Consider the following 24,803-nt stretch of genomic DNA (forward strand, 5'->3'; position numbering starts at 1 on the left):
CAGGAAGATGTCGGCATAGCCGGCCAGGCTGTCGACGCCCTCCTGGATGCGCGCGCCGCCGGCGTCGAACAGGCCGATGATCGGCGCGCCGGCCTTCATCGCCTGGCGCTGGACCTTGACGATCTTGGCCGCGTGCGCCCCCGACAGCGACCCGCCGAACACCGTGAAGTCCTTGGAGAACACGAATACGACCTTGCCGTTGATCGTGCCCCAGCCGGTCACCACCCCGTCGCCGGCCACCTTCTGCTCGGCCATGCCGAACTCGGTCCCCCGGTGCTCGACGAACATGTCGAACTCCTCGAACGAGTCCTCGTCGAGCAACAGGTCGATCCGCTCGCGGGCCGTCAGCTTGCCCTTGGCGTGCTGGGCCGCCACGCGGCGTTCGCCGCCGCCGGCCCGGGCCTGCTCACGACGACGCTCGAGTTCTTCCAGGATGTGTTGCAAGACAACTCCGAACGATCGACCATCGCAAAGAACGAGTTTTGCGTGGCTTCGGGACTGATCCTCAAGGAAATTGAGGCCGTGGCGAGGACTTGCGAACTTGCATCTTGTGAAATAGCAAAGTTGCGAAATGGGCGAGAAGCTGTTCATCGGGCCGCGCCTGCGGCTGCTGCGCCAGGCCAAGGGCTGGAAGCTGGAGGCCTGCGCCGGGAAGCTGGGGCTGTCGGCCAGCTATCTGTCGCAGATCGAGGCCAACCAGCGGCCGGTCACCGCCCGGGTGCTGATCGACGTCATGCGGGTGTTCGAGGTCGACGCCGCCTCGCTGGACGCCGCCGACGACCAGCGGCTGATCGCCGACCTGCGCGAGGCCAGCGCTGATGCGCCTTCGGGCGGAGAAGCCCCCAGCCTGTCGGAGATCAAGGCGGCGGTGGCCAATACGCCCAACCTGGCCAAGGCCTATCTCGACCTGCACCGCGCCTATCGCCGGCTCGACGAGCGGCTGAAGGCGACTGAGGAGGCTGTGTCGCTCGACGAGCGCGGGGCGGCCAGCGCGCTGCTGCCCTACGAGGAGGTCCGCGACTTCTTCCACTACAAGAACAACTACATCCACAGCCTGGACGTCGCGGCCGAGGCCCTCGCGGCCGAGATCGGCGGGGGCGGCGAGCGGGCGCTGGAGGCTTGGCTGGCCGACCGGCTGGGCGTGACGGTGGCCCGTAGCGGCGAGGCCGACCTGCTGCGCCACTGGCACTCCGCCTCGCGAACGGTGACGGTAGGCGCGGCCCATCCAGAGGCCACCCGCAGCTTCCAGCTGGCCTACCAGATCGCGGCCCTGACCCTGTCCGACATCGTCGAGGCCGAGCTGGCGGCGGCGGGGTTTCGCAGCGACAGCGCCGCCAAGGTCTGCCGTACGGGCCTGCTGAACTACGCCGCCGGGGCGCTCGTCTTGCCTTATGAGCGGTTCCGCGAGGCGGCGCGGGCCGCAAGGCACGACGTCGAGCGTCTGGCGCTGAGTTTCCAGACCAGCCTGGAGCAGGTGTTCCACCGGCTCTCGACGCTGCAGCGGCCGGGCGCGCGGGGCGTGCCGTTCTACTTCGTGCGGCTGGATCGGGCCGGCAACATCACCAAGCGCCACAGCGCCACGCGGCTGCAGTTCGCCCGCTTCGGCGGGGCCTGCCCGCTGTGGAACGTCCACGACGCCTTCGCCCGGCCGGACGCCTGGCTGGTGCAGCTGGCGCAGATGCCGGACGCCACGCGCTATGTCTGCCTGGCGCGGGGGGTGGTGAAGCCGTCCGGCGCCTATCGCCAGGCCGAGCGGCGCTATGCTCTCGGCCTGGGCTGCGAGGCCCGCTACGCCGACCAGCTGGTCTATGCCGACGGCCTGGACCTGGAAGGGCCCTCGGCGCCGATCGGGGTCAGCTGCCGGATCTGCGAGCGCGACGACTGCTCCCAGCGCGCCTTCCCGCCGGTGGATCGGGCTTTCGAGGTGTTCGAGAACGACCGCCGCTGGGTGCCGTTTTCGCTGCGGCCCTAACGAAGAAGGGGGCGCTTGCGGCGCCCCCTTCGTAGCTTTCATCGAAGGCGATCACGCCTCGATGTCGACGTCCTTGGTTTCCTTCAGGAACAGCAGGCCGATCACCGCGGTGATGGCCGCCACCACGATCGGGTACCAGAGGCCGTAATAGATGTTGCCGGTGGCCGCGACCATGGCGAAGGCCGTGGTCGGCAGGAAGCCGCCGAACCAGCCGTTGCCGATGTGGTAGGGCAGGCTCATCGAGGTGTAGCGGATGTTGGTCGGGAACATCTCGACCAGCATGGCCGCGATCGGCCCGTAGACCATGGTGACGTAGATCACCAGCAGGCTCAGCACGAAGACCACCAGCGGCTTGTTGACCTTGGCCGGGTCGGCCTTGGCCGGATAGCCGGCGGTCTTCAGGGCGTCGGCCAGCTTGGCTTCCCAGGCCTTCTTGGCGGCGGCGAACTCGGCTTTCGGCAGGGTCTCGCCGCGGAACGAGGGCAGGACCGCCCCGCCGATGCGGACCTCGGCGGTCTCGCCAGCGGCGGCCGGCTGGTTGGTGTAGCTGACGCCGGCCTTGGCCAGGTACGACTTGGCAAGGTCGCAGGAGGTGTTGAACACCGTCTTGCCGATCGGATCGAACTGGAACGAGCAGTCGGCCGGGTCGGCGAGGATGGTCACCGGGGCCGAGGCCGTGGCGGCGGCCAGCTGCGGATTGGCGGCGCTGGTCAGGGTCTTGAACAGCGGGAAGTAGGTCAGGGCCGCCAGGGCGCAGCCCAGCAGGATGATCGGCTTGCGGCCGATCCTGTCCGACAGCCAGCCGAAGATGACGAAGAACGGCGTGCCGATCAGCAGGGCCACGGCGACCAGGCCGTTGGCCAGGGCGCCGTCGACCTTGAGCATCTTCTCGATGAAGAACAGGGCGTAGAACTGGCCGGTGTACCAGACCACGGCCTGGCCGGCGGTCAGGCCGACCAGGGCCAGGATGACGATCTTCAGGTTGCCCCAGCGGGCGAAGCTGTCCTTCAGCGGCTGCTTGGAGCCCTTGCCCTCGTCGATCATCTTCTGGAACGACGGGCTTTCGGAGAGCTGCAGGCGGATCCAGAGGGAGACGCCGAGCAGGGCGATCGAGATCAGGAACGGAATGCGCCAGCCGAAGGCCTGGAAGGCGTCTTCGCCCACCGTCGAGCGGGTGGCCAGGATGACGATCAGGCTGAGGAACAGGCCGAAGGTGGCGGTGATCTGGATGAAGCTGGTGTAGAAGCCGCGCCGCCCGTGCGGGGCGTGCTCGGCCACGTAGGTCGCCGCGCCGCCGTACTCGCCGCCCAGGGCCAGGCCCTGGAGCAGGCGCATCAGCACCAGAGCGATTGGGGCGATGACGCCGATCTGTTCGTAGCTGGGCAGCAGGCCGACGACGAAGGTCGACAGGCCCATCAGCAGCATGGTGACCAGGAAGGTGTTCTTGCGGCCCCAGAGGTCGCCTAGCCGTCCGAACACCAGGGCCCCGAACGGCCGCACCGCGAACCCGGCCGCGAAGGCCAGCAGGGCGAAGATATAGCCCGTGGTCTCGTTCACGCCCGAGAAGAAGTGGTGGGTAATGTAGGTCGCCAGCGAGCCGTACAGGTAGAAGTCGTACCACTCGAAGACCGTGCCCACCGACGCCGCGCCGATGACCAGGGCGTCCTTGCGCTCCACGACCTTTCCGTCTTTCGCGCCAGACGTCGCAACGCCGTCAGCCATATCCCTCATCTCCTCCTAGGTCGCCGCGTCTATGCGCGGCGTTGTGGTTGAGTGAGATATGGCAGGGTGCGGCGCCGCTGCGGAAGGGGAACTTTCGAGGAACGTCGGGCTTCGAACGGTGATTTTCCGACTTGACGGGTTACCGGTAGCAAGTCTTGCAGCGCTTGCCGTCCCGGATGTTGGAATCAGGCCTTTGCGGGCGTCTCCCTGGCGAGCAAGGCTTGGCCGCGCGGGCGGCTCCGGCGACCGACGAGGGCGCCGAGCGCCTCGTCCAGCATCGGATGGGCGAAGCGGAAGCCGGCGTCCCGCGCCGCGGCCGGCAGCACCCTCTGGCCGCTGAGCAGCAGCTCGTCGGCGAAGGGGCCCAGCGCCGCCCGCAGCGGCCAGGCAGGCGCCGGCAGCAGGGCGGGGCGGCCCAGCGCGCGGCCGAGGGCGGCCGCGAAGGTGCGGTTGGTCACCGGCCGGGGCGCGACAGCGTTGACCGCGCCGGTCCACTGCGGCGTGGCGATGGCGTGGGCGATCATCCGCACCACGTCGTCCAGGTGGATCCAGCTCATCCAGTGGCGACCCGCGCCGAACGGCCCGCCCAGGCCGAACTCGAACGGGGTCAGCATCCGAGACAGCATGCCGCCCTCGGTGGACAGAACCAGGCCGATGCGCAGCCGCACGACGCGCACGCCGTGGGTCTCGGCGCGACGGGCGGCCTTTTCCCACAGCTGGCAGATGAAGCGGGAGAAGCAGGGCGTCCCGTCATCGGCCTCGGTCAGGGGCTCGTCGCCGCGCAGGCCGTACCAGCCGATGGCCGAGCCGCTGACCAGAACCTGGGGCTTGTGTTCAAGCCGGGCGATCAGGGCGACCACGGCTTGCGTGGTCCGCACCCGCGAGCGGACGATGCGGCGGCGCTTGGCGATCGTCCACAGGCCGTCGGCGATCGGCTCGCCGGCCAGGTTGACGATGGCGTCCAGCCGCGTGTCGTCGGCGATCTGGGCCAGGTCGGTGACGATGCGGATCGGCGCGGGCAGGGCGGCGGCGCTGGCGCGGCTGCGGGTCAGCACCGTCACCTCGTGGCCGGCGCCGACCAGGGCCGCGACCAGGCGCGCGCCGATCAGGCCGGTGCCGCCGGTGACCAGCACCGCACGGCGCGGGGGCAGGGCAGCGACTAGGGGCGTGGGATCGTCGACGGCGATCCGCTGGGCGCGCCGGGCGGCGGCCAGGTCGCGCAGGCCGGAGACCACGACGCCGACGGCGGCGATGGCGCAGAGGATGCTCCAGATCCCGTAATAGGCGGGCGCGACGTCCGCTGGCCGCCGGGCCCAGGCCAGCAGCAGGGGCGCGACCAGGGCCAGCACCACGCCGTAGTTCAGGGTCAGCAGGGTGTGAAGCACCCGCTCGCTGGCCGGCAGCTTGCGGGTGCGGTCCTCCTCGACGAAGTCCCACAGGGTGATGATCAGCTCGCCGGCCATCAGGGCGAGGAGCGCGAGCGCCCAACCGCCTTCCGGCCGGGTCCAGCCCAGGGCCGTGAACATCAAGGCATAGGCCAGGTTGCGCACGCCGTGCAGCACCAACTCGCCCTTCTGCGACGGCTTCCACGCCAGGCGCTGGGTCAGTTCATGGTGGTAGAGCGTGTCGAAGCCGCCCATGGCCACCTGCACGAAGACCAGGGTCCAGATCAGGTCGTTCATTGGATGATCTCCAGATGAGGGTCGGCGGCGCGTTCGCGGAACACGCCGACCTGGCGCATCACCTCGCCCAGCAGCGGGTGATGCAGGGCGAGGACGAAGTCGAAGCGTCCGTCGGAACGGTCCACGTGGCTGATGGTCAGGTCGCCGGGGGCCAGCCAGGCCGGCAGCCGCCAGCGCAGCGGTCCAGCGGCGAGGAAGTAGTGATGGCTGTGGAAGCGCAGGGCGCGCTCGTCGGCGCTGACGCTCAGGGCGATGCCGAAGCCGCCGCCGAGATATTCCTCCAGCCCCGTGGGGCCGGCGAACCGCTTGCTGCTGTGGATCACCTGCGGGAAGCCGTGGGCGCGGCCGTACATCCGCGTCCAGAACTGGCCGCCGGCGCAGGCGTCTTCGGTGACGGTGACGACGGCCGCCACGCCCAGGTCGTCGCCCAGGGGCAAGGGCGCGCCGATCAGGCGGCACAGCTGGCCCAGGATCCAGCCGGCGAGGTTGCGGCGGCTCTCGACGATCTCGCCGGCATAGGTGACGGCCAGGCCGGGGGCGAGGCGCTTGCTGAAGCGCTCGCGCACCGCCGGCGGGAGGCCCGCCCAGGCCTCGGCGCCGAGCAGGGCGGCGAAGCGCAGGTCGTGCAGGGTGTCGGTCGGCGGCGCCCCAGGTCGGGCGGTTCGAGGGCGAACGCTTCGGGCGATCATCTGACTTCCCCGTATTCTCAGTTATTTCTGTAGAAACAGAAATTATAGAGCAAATTTTTTGGCTACTCCCAGCGCCGCGCCCTCACGAGGGCGGCGGCTTGCGGCCCAGGCCCAGCAGGCCCACGACCTTGGTCCCCATCTTGATCAGGGCCATCAGGGTGGCGGGCGGCACGGTCAGCATCTGGCCGTACCAGCCGTCGATGGTGCTGACGAAGCCATGCATCTCGCGCAGGCGGGTCTTGGCCACCTTGCCCAGGGTCGGGTCGCCCTCGGCGGCGGCCAGGACGTGGGTCAGGGCCTCGACCATCGGGTCGATCTCGCGTTCCTTGCGGCCCTCGGCGATGCGGGTGAGCATCAGCCACAGGTCGGCTTCGGCCTCGTAGTGGTCGCGGCGATCGCCCAGCACCGGCACGCGGCGGATCAGCTTCCAGCCGATCAGCTCCTTGATGCTGTTGGAGACGTTGGAGCGCGCCAGGCCCAGGGTCTCGGCGATGTCCTCGGCGGTCAGCGGCTTCTCTGCCAGATAGAGCAGGGCATGGATCTGGGCCACCGACCGGTTGACTCCCCATTGGCCGCCCATGTCGCCCCAACGCAGGACGAACTGCTCGACGGCGGCGGGGAGTTTCCTGGTCGTGTCGGCTGTTTCTGTCATGACAGAAATATCAGTTTGAGCGGTTTGGGAGTCAAGGGAGGATCCGCGCATCCTTTCTTCGTCATCCTGGCCGAAGCGAAGCGGAGAGCCGGGACCTAGGGGCCGCCGCATTGTGTCGGCAGGCGCCGGGGCGCTTGATCGATCCGCTGCACCCGGTCCCCTGGGTCCCGGGTCTACGGTCCGCCTTGCGGCCCTACGCCCGGGATGACGAGAGGGGAGGAAGGCACCTCGTGATGAAAGATGGCCGAGCGTGCCTGAGGCTTGATTTGTAATATCAATACGAAGATATTCCGCCCGCAAATCTGGTCGCCTATATCCGCGGCCAACAAGATCGAACGGGAGCCAACGCCATGTCGGGACTTAAGAAGCTGGGCCTTGGCCTGATCGCCGGGCTGCTCGCCTCGACCAGCGCCCTGGCCGCCGAGCCCCTGCCGCCGAAGACCTATCTGGGCGTGGACATCTCCTACGCCAACGAGATGGACGACTGCGGCGCGGTCTATCGCTCGGGCGACCAGAAGGTCGAGCAGTACGCCTACTTCAAGCAGGCCGGCGCCAACATCGCCCGTATCCGGCTGTGGAACGACCCCAAGTGGACCAAGTACTCCAGCCCCGAGGACGTGGTCCGCAGCATCAAGCGCGCCAAGGCTGCGGGCCTGCAGGTGCTGCTCGACTTCCACTATTCCGACGACTGGGCCGATGGCGAGAAGCAGCTGGCGCCCAAGGCCTGGGAGAAGCTGTCGACGCCCGACCAGGCCAAGGCGCTGTACGCCTTCACCTACGACACCCTGCGCAAGTTGGACGCCCAGGGCCTGATGCCCGACCTGGTGCAGGTGGGCAACGAGACCAACGGCGAGATCGTCTCCAGCCTGGCCAAGGCCAAGGACCCGATCAACTGGGACCGCAACGCCGTGCTGTTCAACGCCGGCATCAAGGCCGTGCGCGACGCCGGCGCGGCGGGGTCGAAGAAGCCGCGGGTGATGCTGCACATCGCCCAGCCCGACACGGTCGAAGACTGGTTCGCCGCCGCCGCCAAGGCCGGGGTCACCGACTTCGACATGATCGGCATCAGCTACTACAGCAAGTGGTCCAAGCGCTCGATGGCCCAGCTGGGGGCGACCATCAACCACCTGCGCCACACCTATGCGGCCGACGTGGTGGTGGTCGAGACGTCCTATCCCTTCACCACCGAAGGCGCCGACAGCTCGCCCAACCTGCTTGGCGAGGATTCGCTGATCCCCGGCTATCCGGCGACGCAGGAAGGCCAGAAGAAGTACCTGACCGACCTCACTCAACTGGTTTTCGCCAATGGCGGCACGGGCGTCTTCTACTGGGAGCCGGCCTGGGTCTCGACCAAGTGCAAGACCCGCTGGGGCACGGGCTCGAACTGGGAGAACTCGACCCTGTTCGACTTCAAGGGCCAGCCGACGCAGGGCATGAAGTGGCTGTCGACGTCCTACGCCTTCCCGGTCGAGACGACCTTCAAGGTGGCGGCGGGCGACAAGGCCGCGGCCTTCATCGACGGCGACTTCCTGGGCGGCGTCGGGCCGCGCCCGATGGTTCGCGACGGGGCCGACTTCGTTTATCGCACCCGCCTGATGCCGGGGGCCTCGGTGACCGTGGCGACGGCCCCGACCGCGGAGGCCGTGGCCTCGGCTTCGGCTGTTACCGCGACCATCGCCAGCAAGCCGAGCGTCCTGCGTTTGCCGGCTCAACCGTGACCGCTTGTCATATGTGATTGGTATGATAAATAGCACTGACGCGTCGATCGGCAGAACCGGCGCGTCAGCGCCCAAAGAGGCGCGGTCACTATCGGCGCGGACCGTCGCGCCCCACTGATCCGGCGATCTTGGCGCCGGCCCAATCCACAAAACCAGAAAACAGCCACGCCCGCAGAAGGCGTCGCGTTTCAATTGGGGGAACTTGATGACCCGACAATCCATGCTGCTCGCCGCCGCCAGCGGTCTGAGCCTGCTCGCCGTTTCCTCCGCCGCCTGGGCGCAGGACGCCGCGCCGTCCACCGAAACCCAGGTCGAGGAAGTCGTCGTCACCGGCGTGCGCAAGAGCCTGCGCGACGCCCTCGACGTCAAGCAGGGTTCCGACAAGGTGGTCGAGGCGATCTCGGCCAAGGACATCGGCGTGCTGCCCGACGTGACGATCGCCGAGTCGATCGCGCGCCTGCCGGGCGTCAACGCCACCCGCGACCGCGGCAACGACAGCCAGGCGGTGGTCCGCGGCCTCGGCGCCCGCCTCGTGCTGGGCACCATCAACAACCGCGAAGTCGCCTCGTCCGAGCCCGACCGCAACGTCCGCTGGGAAATCTATCCCTCGGAAGTCGTCTCGGGCGTGCAGGTCTACAAGTCGCAGTCGGCCGACCTGATCGCCGGCGGCGTCGCGGCCACCATCAACATCTCGACGCTCGATCCGCTGGACTACAAGGGTCCCTCGCTCGTGCTGCGCGCCGGTCCGGTCTTCTATGACGGCGGCAAGGACATCCCGAACTACGACACGACCGGCTACCGCGCGAGCGGCTCGTTCGTGCACAAGATCAACGACGACCTGGCCGTGGTGTTCGGCCTGACCACCCAGCAGCAGAAGAACGGCTATGGCTCGTTCACGGGCTGGGGCTACAACGACTCCGCCGCCCGTCCGCCGGCCGGCGCCAGCGACTACAGCAGCGACGTCGATCACGACGGCGACCTGGACGCCACCCCGTGGGGCGCCCAGATGTCGGTCAGCCGCATCGACCAGAAGCGCACCGGCGTTTCGGGCGGCCTGCAATGGAAGCCCACCGACAACTTCGAACTGAAGGGCGACGCCCTCTATTCGAAGATCAAGATCACCGAGGTCCAGGACCAGACGGTGTGGGGCGCCAACAACTGGGGCAACTGGAACACCGGCACGAACAACATCGGCTGGAACGACGGCGTCTACAACGCGACCGGCGCGTCCTACACGATCATCAACAACACCGTCGTCGCCGCCACCCTGCCTTACAGCTCGGTGCAGACGGTCCTGGCCAAGTACACCGAGGACAAGGACCTGTTCGCCGGCGGCCTGAACGGCAAGTGGACCGGCGACACCTGGACCATCGCGGGCGACGTCTCCTATTCGAAGGCCGAGCGCGAGAACACCTGGAAGGCCGTGCGCTTCGAGTCGTACCCGACCTGGACCAGCTTCGACTGGCGTGACGGTCGCACCCCGACCATCAGCACCAGCCAGGACAGCCTGGGCCTGACGCAATACGCCGACCTGGCCGGTTCCTACGACGGTCCCGAGCACCTGAAGGACGAGCTGAAGGCGGCCACTCTGGACTTCACCCACGACTTCGGTCCGGGCCTGTTCAAGAGCGTGCAGTTCGGGGCCCGGATCTCCGACCGGACCAAGGACCACAACAGCTACAGCTTCGCCCCGACCGCCACCGGCGCGACGGTTCCGGCCAGCCTGCTGACCGCCTACAAGCTCAGCGACGGCGCCAACACGCCGGCCCTGCTGACCGGCGACATCGACAAGATCGCCGCCATCGCCTACGGCGCGAACGCCTTCAACGTGGCCAACGCCACCGAGGAGCTGGCCGAGCGCTGGAGCGTCAACGAGAAGGTCTACGAAGGCTACGGCAAGCTGAACTTCGCCGCCGAAGCGTTCGGCGGCTCGTGGCTGACGGGTAACGCCGGCGTGCGCGTGGTCCACACCGAGACCAGCAGCGACGGCATGCAGCAGCAGACGAACAACGCCTACACGGCGGTGACCGTCGACAACGACTACACCGACGTCCTGCCCAGCGCGAACCTGAAGTTCGACTTCCAGGAAGGCCGTATCGTCCGCCTGGGCCTGTCGCGGGTCATCGCCCGCCCGCCGCTCGACGAACTGCGCGCCAGCCGCACGCTCGCCAACTGGGCGCCGTGGACCGGCAGCGCCGGCAACCCGAACCTGAAGCCGTTCGAAGCCGTCCAGCTGGACGCCTCGGTCGAATACTACTTCCGTCCGGAAGCCCTGGCGGCGATCTCGTACTACTACAAGGCCGTGGACTCCTATATCGGCTGGAAGCAGAGCGCTGTGACCTACGGCGGCCAGACCTACGCGGTCTCCAGCCCGACCAACGGCGGCAGCGGCTACATCCAGGGCGTCGAGTTCACCTTCCAGACGCCGTTCTTCTTCCTGCCGGGTCCGCTCAGCAAGTTCGGCATCTATTCGAACTACGCCTATGTCGACTCCGACCTGAAGGAATTCTCGCCGGTCAACAACCCGCTCAGCCTGACGGGCCTGGCCAAGAACACCGCGACGATCGACCTGTGGTACGCCAACGGTCCGCTCGAAGCGCGCCTGGGCTGGAAGTACCACTCGCCGATGACCGTGATCTACGGTTGGAGCGGCTCGGACCTGCAGACCCTCGACACCGAGAAGACGCTGGACTTCAGCTCGTCCTACCAGGTCAACGAGAAGGTCGGCGTGCGCTTCCAGGTCAACAACCTGACCAACCAGGAACTGCGCATGTATCGCGACAACGATCCCAACCGGATCGGCCGCTACGACAGCTACGGCCGTCGCTACCTGGTGGACGTGACCCTGAAGTTCTAATCCACCCATCCCCTCGCTTCGGCGAGGGGACCGCTATGCAGTCCCCCCTTGCGCCAGCGAGGGGGGACTATCCAGGACGTCATTCCTCCCCGACGATCCTTTGTGAGGGGAGGAAGCCTCGCAGGCTTCCTCTCTTTCTTTTTGCTTTGAGAGGTCCCCCGATGGTCGAGTTCAGCCGCCGGCAAGCCCTGGCCGCCACGGCCGGCGTCGCCGCCTTCGCCGCCGCGTCTTCCAGCCACGCCGCTCCCCCCAAGTCGGGCAAGCCCGGCAAGCCGGCCGCGCCCGCCAGGCCTGCCCCGGTGGTCGTCGACCTTGGCCCGCGCGAGCGCACGAGCCTGGACTTCGACTGGAAGTTCCACCTCGGCCACGCCCAGGATCCGGCCCGCGACTTCGGCTTCGGGGCCAACCAGCGAACCTACGCCAAGGCCGGCGCCGATGCGCCCAACTGGTGGGTGGCCGCCGCCGCCCAGAAGGGCTTCGACGACAGCGCCTGGACCCCGGTGACGCTGCCCCACGACTGGGCCGTCACCCTGCCGTTCGTCAACAACCCCGCCTACGTGCCCAGCGGCAAGCCCGATGACGAGGACCTGCGCGCCGCCCACGGCTACAAGGCGCTGGGCCGCGAATTCCCCGACACCAGCGTCGGCTGGTACCGCAAGAGCTTCGCCCTGCCGGCTAGCGACGCGGGCAAGCGCCTGTCGATCGAGTTCGACGGCGTGATGCGCGACGCGGTGGTGATCGTGAACGGCTACATCCTCGAGAGCGAGGATAGCGGCTATGCCAGCTTCCGCGTCGACATCACCGACATCGCCAATCTCGGCGGCGACAACCTGATCACCGTCCGCGTCGACGCCAGCCTGGGCGAGGGCTGGTTCTACGAGGGCGCCGGCATCTATCGTCACGTCTGGCTGGTCAAGACCGCCCCGGTGCACGTGCCCCAGTGGGGCGTGTTCGTCAAAGCCAAGGTCGATGGCGCGCTGACCATCGACACCGATCTGGCCAACGACGGCGAGGCGCCGGCCGAGTTCGAGCTGGTTCACACCGTGCTCGACGGTGCGGGCAAGCCGGCCCTGGCCGTGGCGCCTGCCGCCGGCCGCCTGCCGGCCTGGCAGCGCCAGTCGCTGTCGCAGACCGTCACGCTCGACAAGCCAGTGCTGTGGTCGCTGGAAAACCCGCACCTCTACACCCTGGTCACCGAGGTGAAGGTCGCCGGCGCGGTGGTCGACCGCTTCGCCACCCCGTTCGGCGTGCGCTCGGTGCGCTTCGACCCGGCCAAGGGCCTGTTCCTCAACGACAAGCACGTCAAGCTGCAGGGGACCTGCAACCACCAGGACCACGCCGGCGTCGGTGCGGCCATCCCCGACGCCCTGCAGGTCTGGCGGATCGAGCAGTTGCAGTCGATGGGCTGCAACGCCTATCGCGCCTCGCATAACCCCTCGACGCCCGAACTGATGGACGCCTGCGACCGCCTGGGCGTGCTGTTCATCGCCGAGACCCGGCGGATGTCGAGCGACCCGACCTCGCTGGACGAGATGGAGCGGCTGATCCGCCGCGACCGCAACCACCCGTCCATCATCCTGTGGTCGATCGGCAACGAGGAGCCCCAGCAGGGCACGGCCCGCGGCGCCAAGGTCGCCAGGACGATGAAGCGCCTGGTCAACCGCCTCGACCCGACCCGCGGCGTCACGGCGGCGATGGACTCGGGCTTCGGCGACGGCATCACCGCCGAGCTCGACGTCATCGGCTTCAACTACCGCCATGAGAAGATGGACGACTTCCACGCCCGCTTCCCGAACCTGCCGATCATCGGCAGCGAAAGCGGCAGCACGGTCACCACGCGCGGCGAATATCTGCGCAGCGAGGCCAAGTCCTACGTCCCGGCCTACGACACCGATCACCCCTGGTGGGCGACCACGGCCGAGAAGTGGTGGAGCCATGCGGCCGACCGTCCGTGGATGGGCGGCGGCTTCATCTGGACCGGCTTCGACTATCGCGGCGAGCCGACGCCCTTCAACCGCTGGCCCAGCATCAGCTCGCACTTCGGCGCGCTCGACACCTGCGGCTTCCCGAAGGACAACTATTACTACTACCGCGCCTGGTGGCGGGCCGAGCCGCTGCTGCACCTGTTCCCGCACTGGAACTGGGAGGGCCAGGAAGGCCAGCCGGTCGCGGTCTGGGCGCACAGCAACTGCGACAAGGTCGAGCTGTTCCTGAACGGCAAGAGCCAGGGCATTCGCGAGGTGAAGGCCAACCACCACGTCGAATGGTCGGTGCCCTACGCGCCGGGCGTCATCGAGGCTCACGGCTACAAGGACGGCAAGGTCATCCTGCGCCAGCGCCGCGAAACCGCCGGTCCCGCCGCCGCCCTGCGGCTGACCACCGACCGCTCCGGGCTCGCCGCCGATGGCCAGGACGTCGGCATTCTCAAGGTCGAGGTGGTCGACGCCAAGGGCCGCCCCGTCGCCAAGGCCGAGGATCTGGTCACCTTCGCGGTGACCGGCCCTGGCGAGGTGATCGGCGTTGGCAACGGCAACCCGACCAGCCACGAAAGCGACGTCGCCAGCTCGCGCAAGCTGTTCAACGGCCTGGCCCAGGCCATTGTTCGCACCAAGCGCGGCCAGGCTGGCGAGGTGCGGGTCCTGGCCTCGGCCCCGGGCCTGAAGCCGGCCTCGCTGGCGCTGAAGGCGGGGTAGGGCGTTAAGGGAAGGCCGCTGAGCCTACCCCTCAACCGATAGATCCCCGCGAAGGCGGGGATCCAAGCTGACTTTCCAGGCGAGGCGGGGCTGTGGGTCATCCGCAGCCTCGGCTTGGATCCCCGCCTTCGCGGGGATGCTCGGAATAGTGGGCAGGGTCGAGCCTTGCGGCCCCCCAAGATCCCGCCCCGAGCCACGGAAATAGGGGTGGACGCTGACCGCGAGCGCGGCAGTATCCACCCCTTCTTTCGTCCGCCTCGCCAGGATCGCCCATGCGCCGCTCGACCCAATTGCTGCTCGCCTCGCTGCTGGCCCTGACGGCGGCGGGGCCGATGGCCGGCGCGGCGGTGCGCGAGACGCCCCAGGCGCTGTTCACCGGCCGTGACCTGTTCGGGCTGGAGGTCGCCGCCGACCCGCAGATCCGCCCCGACGGCGACCTGATCGCCTATGTGCGGGCCACCAACGACATCATGGTCGACCGGGCCGTGCGCTCCATCTGGCTGGTCGACGCCAAGACCGGATCGCAGACGCCGCTGGTCTCCGGTCCCGGATCTGCGATGTCGCCGCGCTGGTCGCCCGACGGCCAGCGCCTGGCCTATGTGCAGGTCACCCCCGACGCCGGCGCCCAGCTCTACGTCCAGTGGGTCGCCACCGGCCGCACGGCGCGCCTCGCCACCCTGGAGGAGGCCCCCAGCGACCTGACCTGGTCGCCCGACGGCAAGACCCTGGCCTTCACCATGCTGACCGCCGACGAGGGCGCGAGGCTGGGTTCGGCCCCCGAGGGCAAGCCGGAGAACGCCAAGTGGGCGCCGGCCCTGACCGTCGAGACCCGCATCACCTTCCGCGGCGACGGCGAGGGCGCGCTGAAGCCCGGCTTCTCGAAGATCTACACCGTCTCGGCCGAGGGCGGGGCGCCGCGCCAGCTGACCTTCGGCAAGTTCGACGACCGGGGGCCGCTGTCCTTCACCAAGGACGGCCGCTACCTGCTGTTCTCGGCCAACCGCGCCGAGGGCTGGGAGCGCAATCCGGCCGAGGCCGAGATCTGGCGCCTGACCCTGGCCGACGGCGCCCTGAAGGCCCTGACCAGCCGCGTCGGCCCCGACGCCAATCCCGTGGTCTCGCCCGACGGCCGCCAGGTGGCCTATCTCGGCTATGACGACACCCGTCGCCGCGGCTACGAGAACCAGCGCCTCTATGTGATGGACATCGACGGCGGCGGCAGCCGGGTCCTGACCGGAAGTCTCGACCGCTCGGTGGACGCGCCCGTCTGGTCGGCCGACGGCCGCAGCCTCTACGTGACCTATGACGACCACGGCGTCGCCCGCGTGGCGCGGGTGGGCCTGATGTCGGGCGAGGTCGAGACGGTCGTCACCGGCCTGAACGGCGCCGGCCTCGACCGTCCCTACAGCGGCGGGTCCTTCAGCGTCGCGCGCGACGGCACGGTGGCCTTCACGCAAGGCGCGACCAGCCGCCCCTCCGACATCGCCGTGGTCAAGAAGGGGGGCGAGGCCCGTCGCCTGACCGCCCTGAACGCCGACCTGCTGGGAACCAAGACCTTGGGCAAGGTCGAGGCCCTGCCGGTGAAGTCGTCCTATGATGGCAAGGCCATCGACGCCTGGATCGTCACTCCGCCGAACTTCGATCCGGCCAAGAAGTACCCGCTGATCCTCGAGATCCATGGCGGGCCGTTCTCGGCCTACGGCCCCGGCTTCTCGACCGACTACCAGCTCTACGCCGCCGCCGGCTATGTGGTGGTCTATTCGAACCCGCGCGGCTCCACCTCCTACGGCGAGGCCTTCGCCAACGAGATCGACCGCAACTATCCCAGCCACGACTATGACGACCTGATGAGCGCGGTCGACGCGGCCGTGGCCAAGGGCTTCATCGACAGCGAGCGGCTCTACGTCACCGGCGGCTCGGGCGGCGGGGCGCTGACGGCCTGGATCGTCGGCAAGACCAACCGCTTCGCCGCGGCCGCCACCCAGAAGCCGGTGATCAACTGGACCAGCCAGGTCCTGACCACCGACGCCTACAACTTCATGGCTTCCTACTGGTTCGGCAAGATGCCGTGGGAGGACCCACAGGGCTATTGGGCCCGCTCGCCGCTGTCGCTGGTGGGCAATGTGAAGACCCCGACCCTGGTCGTGGTCGGCGACCAGGACTTGCGCACCCCGGTCGGCGAGGCCGAGCAGTACTACCAGGCCCTCCAGCTGCGCGGCGTGCCCACGGCCCTCGTGAAGGTCCCCGGCGCCAGCCACGGCGGCATCGCCAGCCGCCCCTCGCAATCGGCCGCCAAGGCCTCGGCCATCCTGGCCTGGTTCGAGAAGTTCAAAGCGCCGCCGAAATAAGTTGGCGCCAAGACCCTCTCCCAAAGGGAGAGGGAGGGGCCCGCGCGAAGCGTGGGAGGGTGAGGGGTTACGCCGCCAACCGGCGTGCCGGCACGCCGTCTTCAGTCCCTAACCCCTCATCCGGCGCTTCGCGCCACCTTCTCCCTCTGGGAGAAGGAAACAAGGAAGGCGGAAGGGGATAGAGCGCCCTCCATCCCCGGCGAACTCGAAAAAGAGTCTAGCCAAAACAGCGCTCTATAACTTTCTCACCCGAACTTATCAGACGCGCCAAAACCACCCGCATACTCGCAGTCATCCCAGCCATGGGGAGGGCTCTTGGTACCGGCCCAAGTTGCGGCTGTGATCGCATCGAGCGGGGCCGCTGGTTGCGTTGCGGGAAGGGCGGGTTTGCAGGATCGCTCAGAAGGCGTGATTGGGCCGTCAGCCGTTCCGTGACGCGACAAGCGGGTCGACAGGCCGGGAACGTTCAAACCGGTTCAACAGGATCAGCCGAGGCCGCGCCGGATTACCGCGGGGCTGTCGATCCTGCCCGTCCGAGGGCTAGCCGGGCCAATGGCTGAAATAGCGCCTACGCCCCCGGTCCTTCGAGCCAACGATGCGGCGGAGCGGTCTGACGAAGCCGAAACGCTAAAACCCATCACGGTCTCCGGGCTCCGCCCGGCCGCTCCGCGCCTTCCCACCAGCTTTCGTGAGTTTTCACGGGAGGCCGCAAACCCATGCCCTCTCCCCTTGCGGGAGAGGGTGGCCTGCGAAGCAGGTCGGGTGAGGGTCTCTCAGACCTCAAAGTCGCGTGCGGCGGATCAGCTTGAAGGGCGTCGAATGTCAGCGCGACCCCTCATCCGACGGCCTTCGGCCGCCACCTTCTCCCGCAAGGGGGAGAAGGAATTCTAGTCCGCGTCCTGCAACGCCGGATCGCTGGTCGTGATCACCGCCGCCGGCTCGCCGCCCGCCAGCGCCAGGTCCAGGGCGTCCTTGTCGAGCGCCTTGTCCCAGCGGGCGACGACGATGGTGGCCACGGCGTTGCCGATGAAGTTGGTCAGGGCCCGGCACTCGCTCATGAAGCGGTCGACGCCGAGGATCAGGGCCATGCCGGCCACAGGCACGCTGGGCACCACCGACAGGGTGGCCGCCAGGGTGATGAAGCCCGCGCCGGTGACGCCAGCCGCGCCCTTGGACGACAGCATGGCCACGCTGAGCAGCAGGATCTGCTCTTCCAGCGACAGGTGCACGCCGGTGGCCTGGGCGATGAACAGCGCCGCCAGGGTCATGTAGATGTTGGTGCCGTCGAGATTGAACGAATAGCCGAGCGGTACGACCAGGCCGACGACCGGCTTGGCGCAGCCGGCGCGCTCCAGCTTCTCGATCAGGCTGGGCAGGGCCGATTCCGACGAACTGGTGCCCAGCACCAGCAGCAGCTCGCCCTTCAGGTAGCGGATCAGCTTGAGGATCGAGAAGCCGTTCAGGCGGGCCACGACGCCCAGCACCCCGAGCACGAAGATCAGCGAGGTGGCGTAGAAGGTCCCGACCAGGGCGGCCAGGTTGATCACCGAGCCGATGCCGTACTTGCCGATGGTGAAGGCGAAGGCCCCGAAGGCGCCGATCGGGGCGGCCTTCTCAGGATGGCGACCAGCTTGAAGAAGGCGTGGGCGACGGCTTCCAGCAGGTCGATCACCGGCTGGCCGCGATCGCCGACCAGGGCCAGCGCGATGCCGAACATCACCGAGAAGAACAGCACCTGCAGGATGTCGCCGTCGGCGAACGCCCCGGCCACCGTGGCCGGGATGATGTTCATCAGGAAGCCGACGATGGTCGTCTCATGGGCCTTGGCGGCGTAGTCGGCGACCTTGGCGTTGTGCAGGCTGGCCGGATCGACGTTCATGCCCGCGCCCGGATGCACCAGGTTGGCGATGATCAGGCCGACGATCAGGGCCAGGGTCGAGAAGGTCAGGAAGTAGGCGAAGGCCTTCAGCGCCACGCGGCCAAAGCGCCCCAGGTCGCGCATGCCGGCGATGCCAGTGACGACGGTGAGGAAGATCACCGGGGCGATGACCATCTTCACCAGCTTGATGAAGCCGTCGCCCAGGGGCTTGAGGGCTTCGCCGAAGCCGGGCCAGAAGTGGCCGATCAGGGCGCCGGCGACGATGGCGACCAGCACCTGCACATAGAGGTGCGTGTACCAGGGGCCGTGGCGTGTCGGCGTGGCGGCGGCGGCGGGAAGCATGGCTCGTCTCCGGGGCCGTCGTCGCCGACCCCCGACGCCGTGCGGCGGACCATTGATGTCCCGCCGGCGCGCGCTCCGGCAAGTGCTTTCGAGGCTGGCCTCTTCGGAGCCTTACGACTTCGGCTGCTTCTTCTTCAGCGGCGGATAGGCCTTTTCCACCTCTTCGGGCGTCAGCCGGCGGATCGACTGGACCGGATAGGAGTGGCGGATCGTTTCGGGCACGATCACCTCGGCGTCGAGCGGCGAGCAGATCCAGGAGCCGCCGCGCGACTTGATGCCGATGCGCAGGGCGGTGTCGAGCTCGAACGAAGAGTAGAACAGCTTCAGTTCGTAGACTTCCTTGCGGCTGATCTCGACGTTCAGGGTCTTGTCGTCGACGACCTGGTAGCCGCGGATGTTGTCGGCGAAGAAGCAGCCGTCGCGCTTGCCGGACTTGGCCGCGGCCGGCTTGGCCTTGGCGGCTTCAGCCGGAGCGGGGGCCGGATCGGGGCTCTGGGCGAAGGCCGGGGCGGCGAGGGCCGCGGTCAGGACCAGGGTGCCGAGGACGGTGACGGAGCGGCGCATGACGAGGCTCTCCTGAAGGAACAGGCCCGCACCATAGACCTGCAACTTCGCCGACGCATTGCGATTTTACGGCCGATTTTGATCCATCATGCCGCTTGCCGCGACAGGTCCTCGATCCAGGCGTCGAGGTCGGCCCGGGCGCGGCGAACGCCGGCCCGCACGCGGGCCAGCGGTTCGTCCAGCGGCAGGTCTTCGACGCAGGCGGTTTCCAGTTCCGCGGCCATGTGGCTGAGCTGCATGAAGCCGAGAATGCCGGCCGAGCCGGCCAGGCGGTGGGCGTCCTCGCGCAGGACCTCGGGATCCTCGTCGAGGAAGCGGGCGTCCAGCTGCTGGCGCAGCATGTCGGCCAGACGGGCGGTGCGGGCCGCGCCCATCGTCGCAGCCAGGGCCTTGCGGGTCGCGGCCTCGTCGGCGTCCTGGGCCGAGCGTCCGGCGACGAATCCGGCGCTGGTCAGGTGCAGGGCCAGGGCCTGGTCTAGGTCGCGCTCGCTGAGCGGCTTGAGCAGGTGGCCGACCATGCCGGCCTCCAGGCAGGCGGCGATCTGCTGCGGCGCGCCGCTGGCGGTCAGGGCCAGCACGGGCGCCGAGGTCAAGTCGCGGCGGCGCAGTTCGCGCGTCGCCGTCAGGCCGTCCATCAGCGGCATGTGCACGTCCATCAGCACCAGGTCGAAGGCGACGGCTTCGAGGGCCTTCAGCGCCTCGACCCCATCGGCGGCGGTCGCGACCTTGCAGCCGCGACGCTCCAGCAGTTCGCGGAACAGCTCGCGGTTCAGCTCGACGTCGTCGACCAGCAGGATGCGGCGGCCGGGGAAGGCCAGGCGAGCGGTGGCCTCGATCGGAACGGCGGCCTGGGCGCCGACCAGGGGCAGGGTGATTTCGAAGGCGAAGGTCGAGCCCTCGCCAACCGTGCTCTCGACCCAGATCCGGCCGCCCATCAGCTCGACCAGCTCGCGCGAGATGGCCAGGCCCAGCCCCGTGCCGCCGAAGGTGCGGGTGACCGAGCTGTCGGTCTGGGAGAAGCGCTTGAACAGGCGGTCCAGCTTGTCCGGCGCGATGCCGACGCCCTCGTCCTCGATGCTGATCCGCAGACGGGCGCGGCCGCCTTCGCCGCCCAGCAGTTCGGCGCGGGTGGTGACCGTGCCCTGGCGGGTGAACTTCACGGCGTTGGACAGCAGGTTCAGGAGCACCTGGCGCAGGCGGTGGCGGTCGCCGACGTACCAGCCTTCCAGGTCGCCGACGAGGCTGAGGTCGACCTGGTGCTCGCCGGCCTGGGTCTCGACCATGGCCGTGGTCTCGACGACCAGGTCCTTCAGCGAGAACGGATCGCTCTCCAGCGTCACGGCGCGGGCCTCGAGCTTGGAGAAGTCGAGGATGTCGTTGATCAGGGCGTTGAGGGCCTCGCCGGCCCCGCGCACCCGCTCGGCGCGGCGGCGGTCCTCGGTGGCCAGGGCAGGGCTTTCGGCCAGCAGGCGCGAGAAGCCGATCACCCCGTTCAACGGCGTGCGCAGCTCGTGGCTCATATTGGCCAGGAACTCGGCCTTGGCGTGGTTGGCGGCCTCTGCGGCGTCGCGGGCCGAGGCCAGCTGGGTGGCCATGGCGGCCAGTTCCAGCGTCTGGCGCTCCAGGGCCTCCTGGGCCTCGATGCGGGCCGTCTGGTCCTGCACCTGGGCGATGAAGTGCTTGGGCGAGCCGTCCGGCGCGCGCACCAGCGACACCGACAGATGCACCCAGACAATGCGCCCCTCCTTGTGGAGATAGCGCTTGTCCATGGCGTAGCTGGCGATCTCGCCGTCGATCAGCCGGCCCAGCAGCGACAGGTCCTTATCGAGATCGGCCGGGTAGGTGATGGTCTGGAAGTCGGTCGCCAGCATCTCGGCCTCGTCGTAGCCGACGATGCCGCAGAAGGCGGCGTTGATCTTGTTGAAGCCGCCGTCGAGGGTGACCAGGGCCATGCCCACCGAGGCGTGGTGGAAGGCGGTCTCGAACTCCTCGCTCTGGGCGCGGCGGGCGCTGATGTCGTGCATCAGGGCGGTGAACTGCCAGCCGTCGACGCCGGGGGCGGCGCTGATCGCCAGTTCGATCGGGAAGGTCTCGCCGTCGCGACGCACGGCCGGCACTTCGATCCGCTGGTCCAGCACCACGCCCTCGCCGGTGGCAAGGAAGCGCTTGAGGCCGTTTTCATGGGCCGCGCGCAGGTGCTCGGGAATGATCAGCTCGGCCAGGGGGCGGCCGATGGCCTCCTCGGCGCGCCAGCCGAAGGTGGTCTCGGCGAAGCGGTTCCAGTCGGTGACGACCCCGCCGCCGTCCATGCCGACGATGGCCTGATAGGCGTCGGCGATGATCCGCCGGGCCCGGGCCTCGCTGGCCTCGAGCTTGCGCCGCAGGGCGCGTTCCTCGGTGATGTCGCGCAGCACGCCGAAGACGGCGACCACCCGGCCGGTCTCGTCCAGTTCGCAGGTGGCGCGCGAGTGGCCCTGGCGGACCACGCCGTCGGCGCGCAGCAGCCGCAGTTCGTGCTCGACCACCGTTCGATCGACGACCACCTGCCTGGCCCGCGCCTGGGCGGCGGCCCGGTCGTCGGGATGGTACATCTCCAGCCAGTTGTCGAAGGTCGGGACGAAGGACCCCGGATCGCGGCCGTAGATCCGATAGACCTCGTCCGACCAGCTGATGGTGTGATTGACGAGATCGCAGCGCCAGTGGCCGACGCCCGAGATGGTCTCGGTCATGGCCAGGACGCGGCGCTGGTCGGCGGCCTGGCGCTCGGCGCGGCTCTTCTCCATGCGCGACACGACGGCGTCGGCGAGGATGCGCAGACGGTCGAGTTCGTCATCGGTGGGGCGCGGGCGGGGACTACTGTCGATGACGCACAGCGTGCCCAGATTGGCGCCGTCGCGGTCGCTGAGCAGGGCGCCGGCGTAGAAGCGCACGTCCGGCTCGCCGGTGACGAAGGGATTGGCGGCGAAGCGCGGGTCCTGGGTGGCGTCCTCGACCACCATCACCGAGTGCGGCTCCAGCCGCAGGGCGTGGTCGCAGAAGGCCAGTTCGCGCGGCGTGGACTCTCCGTCCAGGCCGTGGCGCGACTTGAACCACTGGCGGTGCTCGTCGACCAGCGAGATGAGGGCGATAGGCGCGCCGAACAGGTCCGCGGCGAAGGCGGTCAGTTGGTCGAAGGACGGCTCGGGAGCCGTATCCAGGATTCGGTAGGAGGCCAGGGCCGCCAATCGGTCTTGTTCGAGCATCGCGGAACATCGCTATCGGAAGGCGAGCAGAGTCGCCTTTTGCATTTCATATCTTCTGAACGAACCGCTTTTGCCGCTGCGACCGATTGAAGCGGCGACGCCAGGCGCAGCCTGGGATCAGCGTTTTTGACGGATCTGGAAGTTTCCGCTGGGGAAGACTCCCTGCTTGCGGCCGGCGCCGTTTTGCGCTTTCAATCCGTCACATCGAGATTTCGCACAAATGTTCGCATTGCGCACAATTTGGGAATTCTCTGACAAAGATGACAAAAAGGGTGTGAAACGTGACGGCTTCGACCCCCAGCAAGGACTACGTGCAGGCGTTCGCCCGCGGCCTCGACGTGATCCGGGCCTTCGACGCCGATCACTCGCGGATGACGCTGAGCCAGGTGGCCGAGCGCACCGGCCTGACCCGCGCCGCCGCCCGCCGCTTTCTGCTGACCCTGGTCGAGGAGGGTTACGCCTTTTCCGACGGCAAGGTCTTCGGCCTGGCGCCGCGGGTGCTGGACCTGGGCTTTGCCTATCTGTCGACCCTGGGCATGTGGGAGTCGGCCCAGACCGTGCTGACCGACGTCACCCGCCGCATCGGCGAGTCGTGCTCGGCCAGCGTCCTGGACGGCGACGAGATCGTCTATGTCGCCCGGGTCGCCGCCAGCCGGATCATGACCGTGGGCCTGCGCGTTGGCAGCCGCCTGCCGGCCTTCCACACCTCGATGGGCCGCATGCTGCTGGCCCACCTGCCGGCGGCCGAGCTGGATCGCGCGCTCGACGGCCGCACCTTCGAGAAACTGACGCCCAACACCGTCACCGACCCCGAGGAGTTGCGGGCCATCCTCAAGCGCACGGCCCAGCAGGGCTGGTCGCTGACCGACCAGGAACTGGAGATCGGCCTGCTGTCGATCGCCGTGCCGCTGCGCGACCGCGCCGGCCGGGTGACGGCGGCGATCAACGTCTCCAGCCACGCCAGCCGCACCACGCCCCAGCAACTGATCGACACCGTCCTGCCCGTGCTGCGCGAAGCGGCCGGCAAGATCGTCTCGATCGTTTGAGGAACGCCGACATGTCCCAATCCTCGCAGACGGCCTCCAGGCCCGTCGAGATCGGCCCGCTGCTCGATCACGGCCCGTGGGGCGGTTACCAGAAGCTGGTGCTGTTCATGACCGCCCTGGCGGTGATCCTCGACGGCTTCGACAACCAGGTGCTGGGCTTCGCCATTCCGGCCATCGTCAAGGAGTGGGGCGTCACTCGGCAGGACTTCGCTCCGATCTTCGCCATCGGCTTCCTGGGCATGAGCCTGGGCACGGCCCTGGGCGGCATGCTCGGCGACCGGGCCGGACGCCGCACGGCGCTGATCGCGGCTGTCGCCCTGTTCGGGGTCTCGACCCTGGCCTCGGCCTTCGCGCCGAACCTCGTCTGGCTGGGCGTGCTGCGAACCATCTCGGGCTTTGGCCTGGGCGCGGCCATGCCCAACGCCACCACCCTGATCGCCGAGTTCAGCCCGACCCGCCGCCGCAGCCTGGCGGTGACCCTGGGCATCGTCTGCATCCCGCTGGGCGGCCTGGTCGGCGGTTTGGTCGCGGCCCACACCCTGCCGAGCCTGGGCTGGCGGGCGCTGTTCATCATGGGCGGCATAGCGCCCATAATCCTGACAGGCGTGCTGGCGGTCTGGCTGCCGGAGTCGCCGCGCTTCCTGGCCGGCCGTCCGGTCCGCGCTGGCGAGCTGGACAAGGTCATGGCCCGCATGGGTCACGCCCACGGCGGCGCCGGCTTCAGCGATCATGGCGAGGCCGACGGCGTGAAGGTCGCGCGGGTTTCGTTCGGCCAGCTGTTCGACAAGGCTTTCCGCCTCGACACCGTGGCCCTGTGGGGCGCGTTCTTCTTCTGCATCCTGTCGACCTATGTCGTGTTCAGCTGGGCGCCGTCGATGCTGTCGGCCTCTGGCTTCGACCTGGCGGTGTCGAGCAACGGCCTGGCGGCCTTCAACCTCGGCGGCGTGCTGGGCGCGGTGGCTGGAGCCTGGGCGATCCTGCGCTACGGCTCGCGGGTGTCGATGCTGGCCATGGCGGCCGGGGCGGTGATCTCCTGCGGCCTGCTGGCCATGACCCCGCTGGACGCGGGTCACGGCGTGACCCGGCTGATGGCCGAGCTGTTTGTCGCCGGCGCCTTCATCAACGGGGTGCAGACCACGCTCTACGCCCTGGCCGCCCAGGTCTATCCGGCTTCAGTGCGGGCCACCGGCGTCGGCGCCACCGCCGCGGTCGGACGGCTGGGCGCGATCGTCAGCTCCTTTGTGGGAGCAGCGGTCGTCTCGACCGGGGGCGCGGCCTATTTTGGCGCCATCGCCCTGACCATGACCTTCACCCTCGTCAGCCTGGCGGCCATCCGCCGGCACGCCCCGCGCGCCCTGGCCGCCTAAGGCCTGACGCAGAAACACAAGGAAGACGCC

14 protein-coding genes and 1 pseudogene are annotated in these 24,803 nt (G+C 68.6%); 7 read left to right on the plus strand and 8 right to left on the minus strand.

The annotated features are described in order from the left end of the window. Nucleotides 1-444 (minus strand): carboxyl transferase domain-containing protein (locus I4Q42_RS20405; protein WP_332873122.1); only part of this gene is annotated, 444 nt, incomplete at its 3' end. Nucleotides 445-571: 127 nt separating this feature from the next. On the opposite strand from I4Q42_RS20405, the gene I4Q42_RS20410 reads away from it, so the two are divergent. After that, nucleotides 572-1,972, plus strand: a complete 1,401-nt coding sequence (locus I4Q42_RS20410; RefSeq protein ID WP_198577934.1) for a short-chain fatty acyl-CoA regulator family protein — start codon at nucleotides 572-574, stop codon at nucleotides 1,970-1,972. Nucleotides 1,973-2,023: 51 nt separating this feature from the next. On the opposite strand, the gene I4Q42_RS20415 is transcribed toward I4Q42_RS20410, so the two are convergent. The 4 genes from I4Q42_RS20415 to I4Q42_RS20430 form a co-directional block, all read right to left on the minus strand. After that, nucleotides 2,024-3,694 carry an MFS transporter gene (locus tag I4Q42_RS20415; RefSeq protein WP_198577935.1) on the minus strand — a complete coding sequence of 557 codons (1,671 nt, stop codon included), beginning with the start codon at nucleotides 3,692-3,694 and terminating at the stop codon, nucleotides 2,024-2,026. 185 nt (nucleotides 3,695-3,879) lie between these two features. Beyond that, complete coding sequence (locus tag I4Q42_RS20420; protein ID WP_198577936.1) at nucleotides 3,880-5,376, minus strand: TIGR01777 family oxidoreductase; 1,497 nt, start codon at nucleotides 5,374-5,376, stop codon at nucleotides 3,880-3,882. Next, nucleotides 5,373-6,065: a DUF4166 domain-containing protein gene (locus I4Q42_RS20425; RefSeq protein WP_198577937.1), complete on the minus strand. Its 693-nt coding sequence runs from the start codon at nucleotides 6,063-6,065 to the stop codon at nucleotides 5,373-5,375. Before I4Q42_RS20425 ends, I4Q42_RS20420 begins: the two co-directional genes overlap by 4 nt. Before the next feature lie 82 nt (nucleotides 6,066-6,147). Beyond that, complete coding sequence (locus tag I4Q42_RS20430; RefSeq protein ID WP_198577938.1) at nucleotides 6,148-6,717, minus strand: GbsR/MarR family transcriptional regulator; 570 nt, start codon at nucleotides 6,715-6,717, stop codon at nucleotides 6,148-6,150. 350 nt (nucleotides 6,718-7,067) lie between these two features. Between I4Q42_RS20430 and I4Q42_RS20435 the strand changes: the two genes are divergently transcribed. From I4Q42_RS20435 to I4Q42_RS20450, 4 genes are all read left to right on the plus strand, one after another. Then, on the plus strand, nucleotides 7,068-8,435 hold the full coding sequence (locus I4Q42_RS20435; protein WP_198577939.1) for a glycoside hydrolase family 53 protein: 1,368 nt from the start codon (nucleotides 7,068-7,070) through the stop codon (nucleotides 8,433-8,435). Nucleotides 8,436-8,640: 205 nt separating this feature from the next. Further along, nucleotides 8,641-11,292 (plus strand): TonB-dependent receptor, encoded by a 2,652-nt coding sequence (locus I4Q42_RS20440; protein WP_198577940.1) that lies wholly within the window; start codon nucleotides 8,641-8,643, stop codon nucleotides 11,290-11,292. 161 nt (nucleotides 11,293-11,453) lie between these two features. Continuing rightward, complete coding sequence (gene galA, locus I4Q42_RS20445) at nucleotides 11,454-13,985, plus strand: beta-galactosidase GalA (RefSeq protein ID WP_198577941.1); 2,532 nt, start codon at nucleotides 11,454-11,456, stop codon at nucleotides 13,983-13,985. 272 nt (nucleotides 13,986-14,257) lie between these two features. After that, entirely contained in the window at nucleotides 14,258-16,333 is a 2,076-nt protein-coding gene (locus tag I4Q42_RS20450) for an alpha/beta hydrolase family protein (RefSeq protein WP_198577942.1), read from the plus strand. A gap of 887 nt (nucleotides 16,334-17,220) precedes the next feature. On the opposite strand, the pseudogene I4Q42_RS20455 reads toward I4Q42_RS20450, so the two are convergent. The 3 genes and pseudogenes from I4Q42_RS20455 to I4Q42_RS20465 form a co-directional block, all read right to left on the minus strand. After that, nucleotides 17,221-18,554: pseudogene (locus I4Q42_RS20455) on the minus strand (dicarboxylate/amino acid:cation symporter). A gap of 111 nt (nucleotides 18,555-18,665) precedes the next feature. Continuing rightward, nucleotides 18,666-19,118: a DUF6491 family protein gene (locus I4Q42_RS20460; protein ID WP_232793320.1), complete on the minus strand. Its 453-nt coding sequence runs from the start codon at nucleotides 19,116-19,118 to the stop codon at nucleotides 18,666-18,668. A gap of 86 nt (nucleotides 19,119-19,204) precedes the next feature. Next, nucleotides 19,205-22,360 carry a PAS domain S-box protein gene (locus I4Q42_RS20465; protein WP_198577943.1) on the minus strand — a complete coding sequence of 1,052 codons (3,156 nt, stop codon included), beginning with the start codon at nucleotides 22,358-22,360 and terminating at the stop codon, nucleotides 19,205-19,207. 281 nt (nucleotides 22,361-22,641) lie between these two features. Here I4Q42_RS20465 and I4Q42_RS20470 point away from each other — a divergent pair, with 281 nt between their 5' ends. Together I4Q42_RS20470 and I4Q42_RS20475 are read left to right on the plus strand one after the other, a co-directional pair. After that, nucleotides 22,642-23,406 (plus strand): IclR family transcriptional regulator domain-containing protein, encoded by a 765-nt coding sequence (locus I4Q42_RS20470; RefSeq protein WP_198577944.1) that lies wholly within the window; start codon nucleotides 22,642-22,644, stop codon nucleotides 23,404-23,406. Nucleotides 23,407-23,417: 11 nt separating this feature from the next. Then, on the plus strand, nucleotides 23,418-24,773 hold the full coding sequence (locus I4Q42_RS20475) for an MFS transporter (RefSeq protein ID WP_198577945.1): 1,356 nt from the start codon (nucleotides 23,418-23,420) through the stop codon (nucleotides 24,771-24,773). Nucleotides 24,774-24,803: the final 30 nt, after the last annotated feature.

The sequence above is a fragment of the Caulobacter hibisci genome, from assembly GCF_016135805.1.
GTDB lineage: Bacteria > Pseudomonadota > Alphaproteobacteria > Caulobacterales > Caulobacteraceae > Caulobacter > Caulobacter hibisci.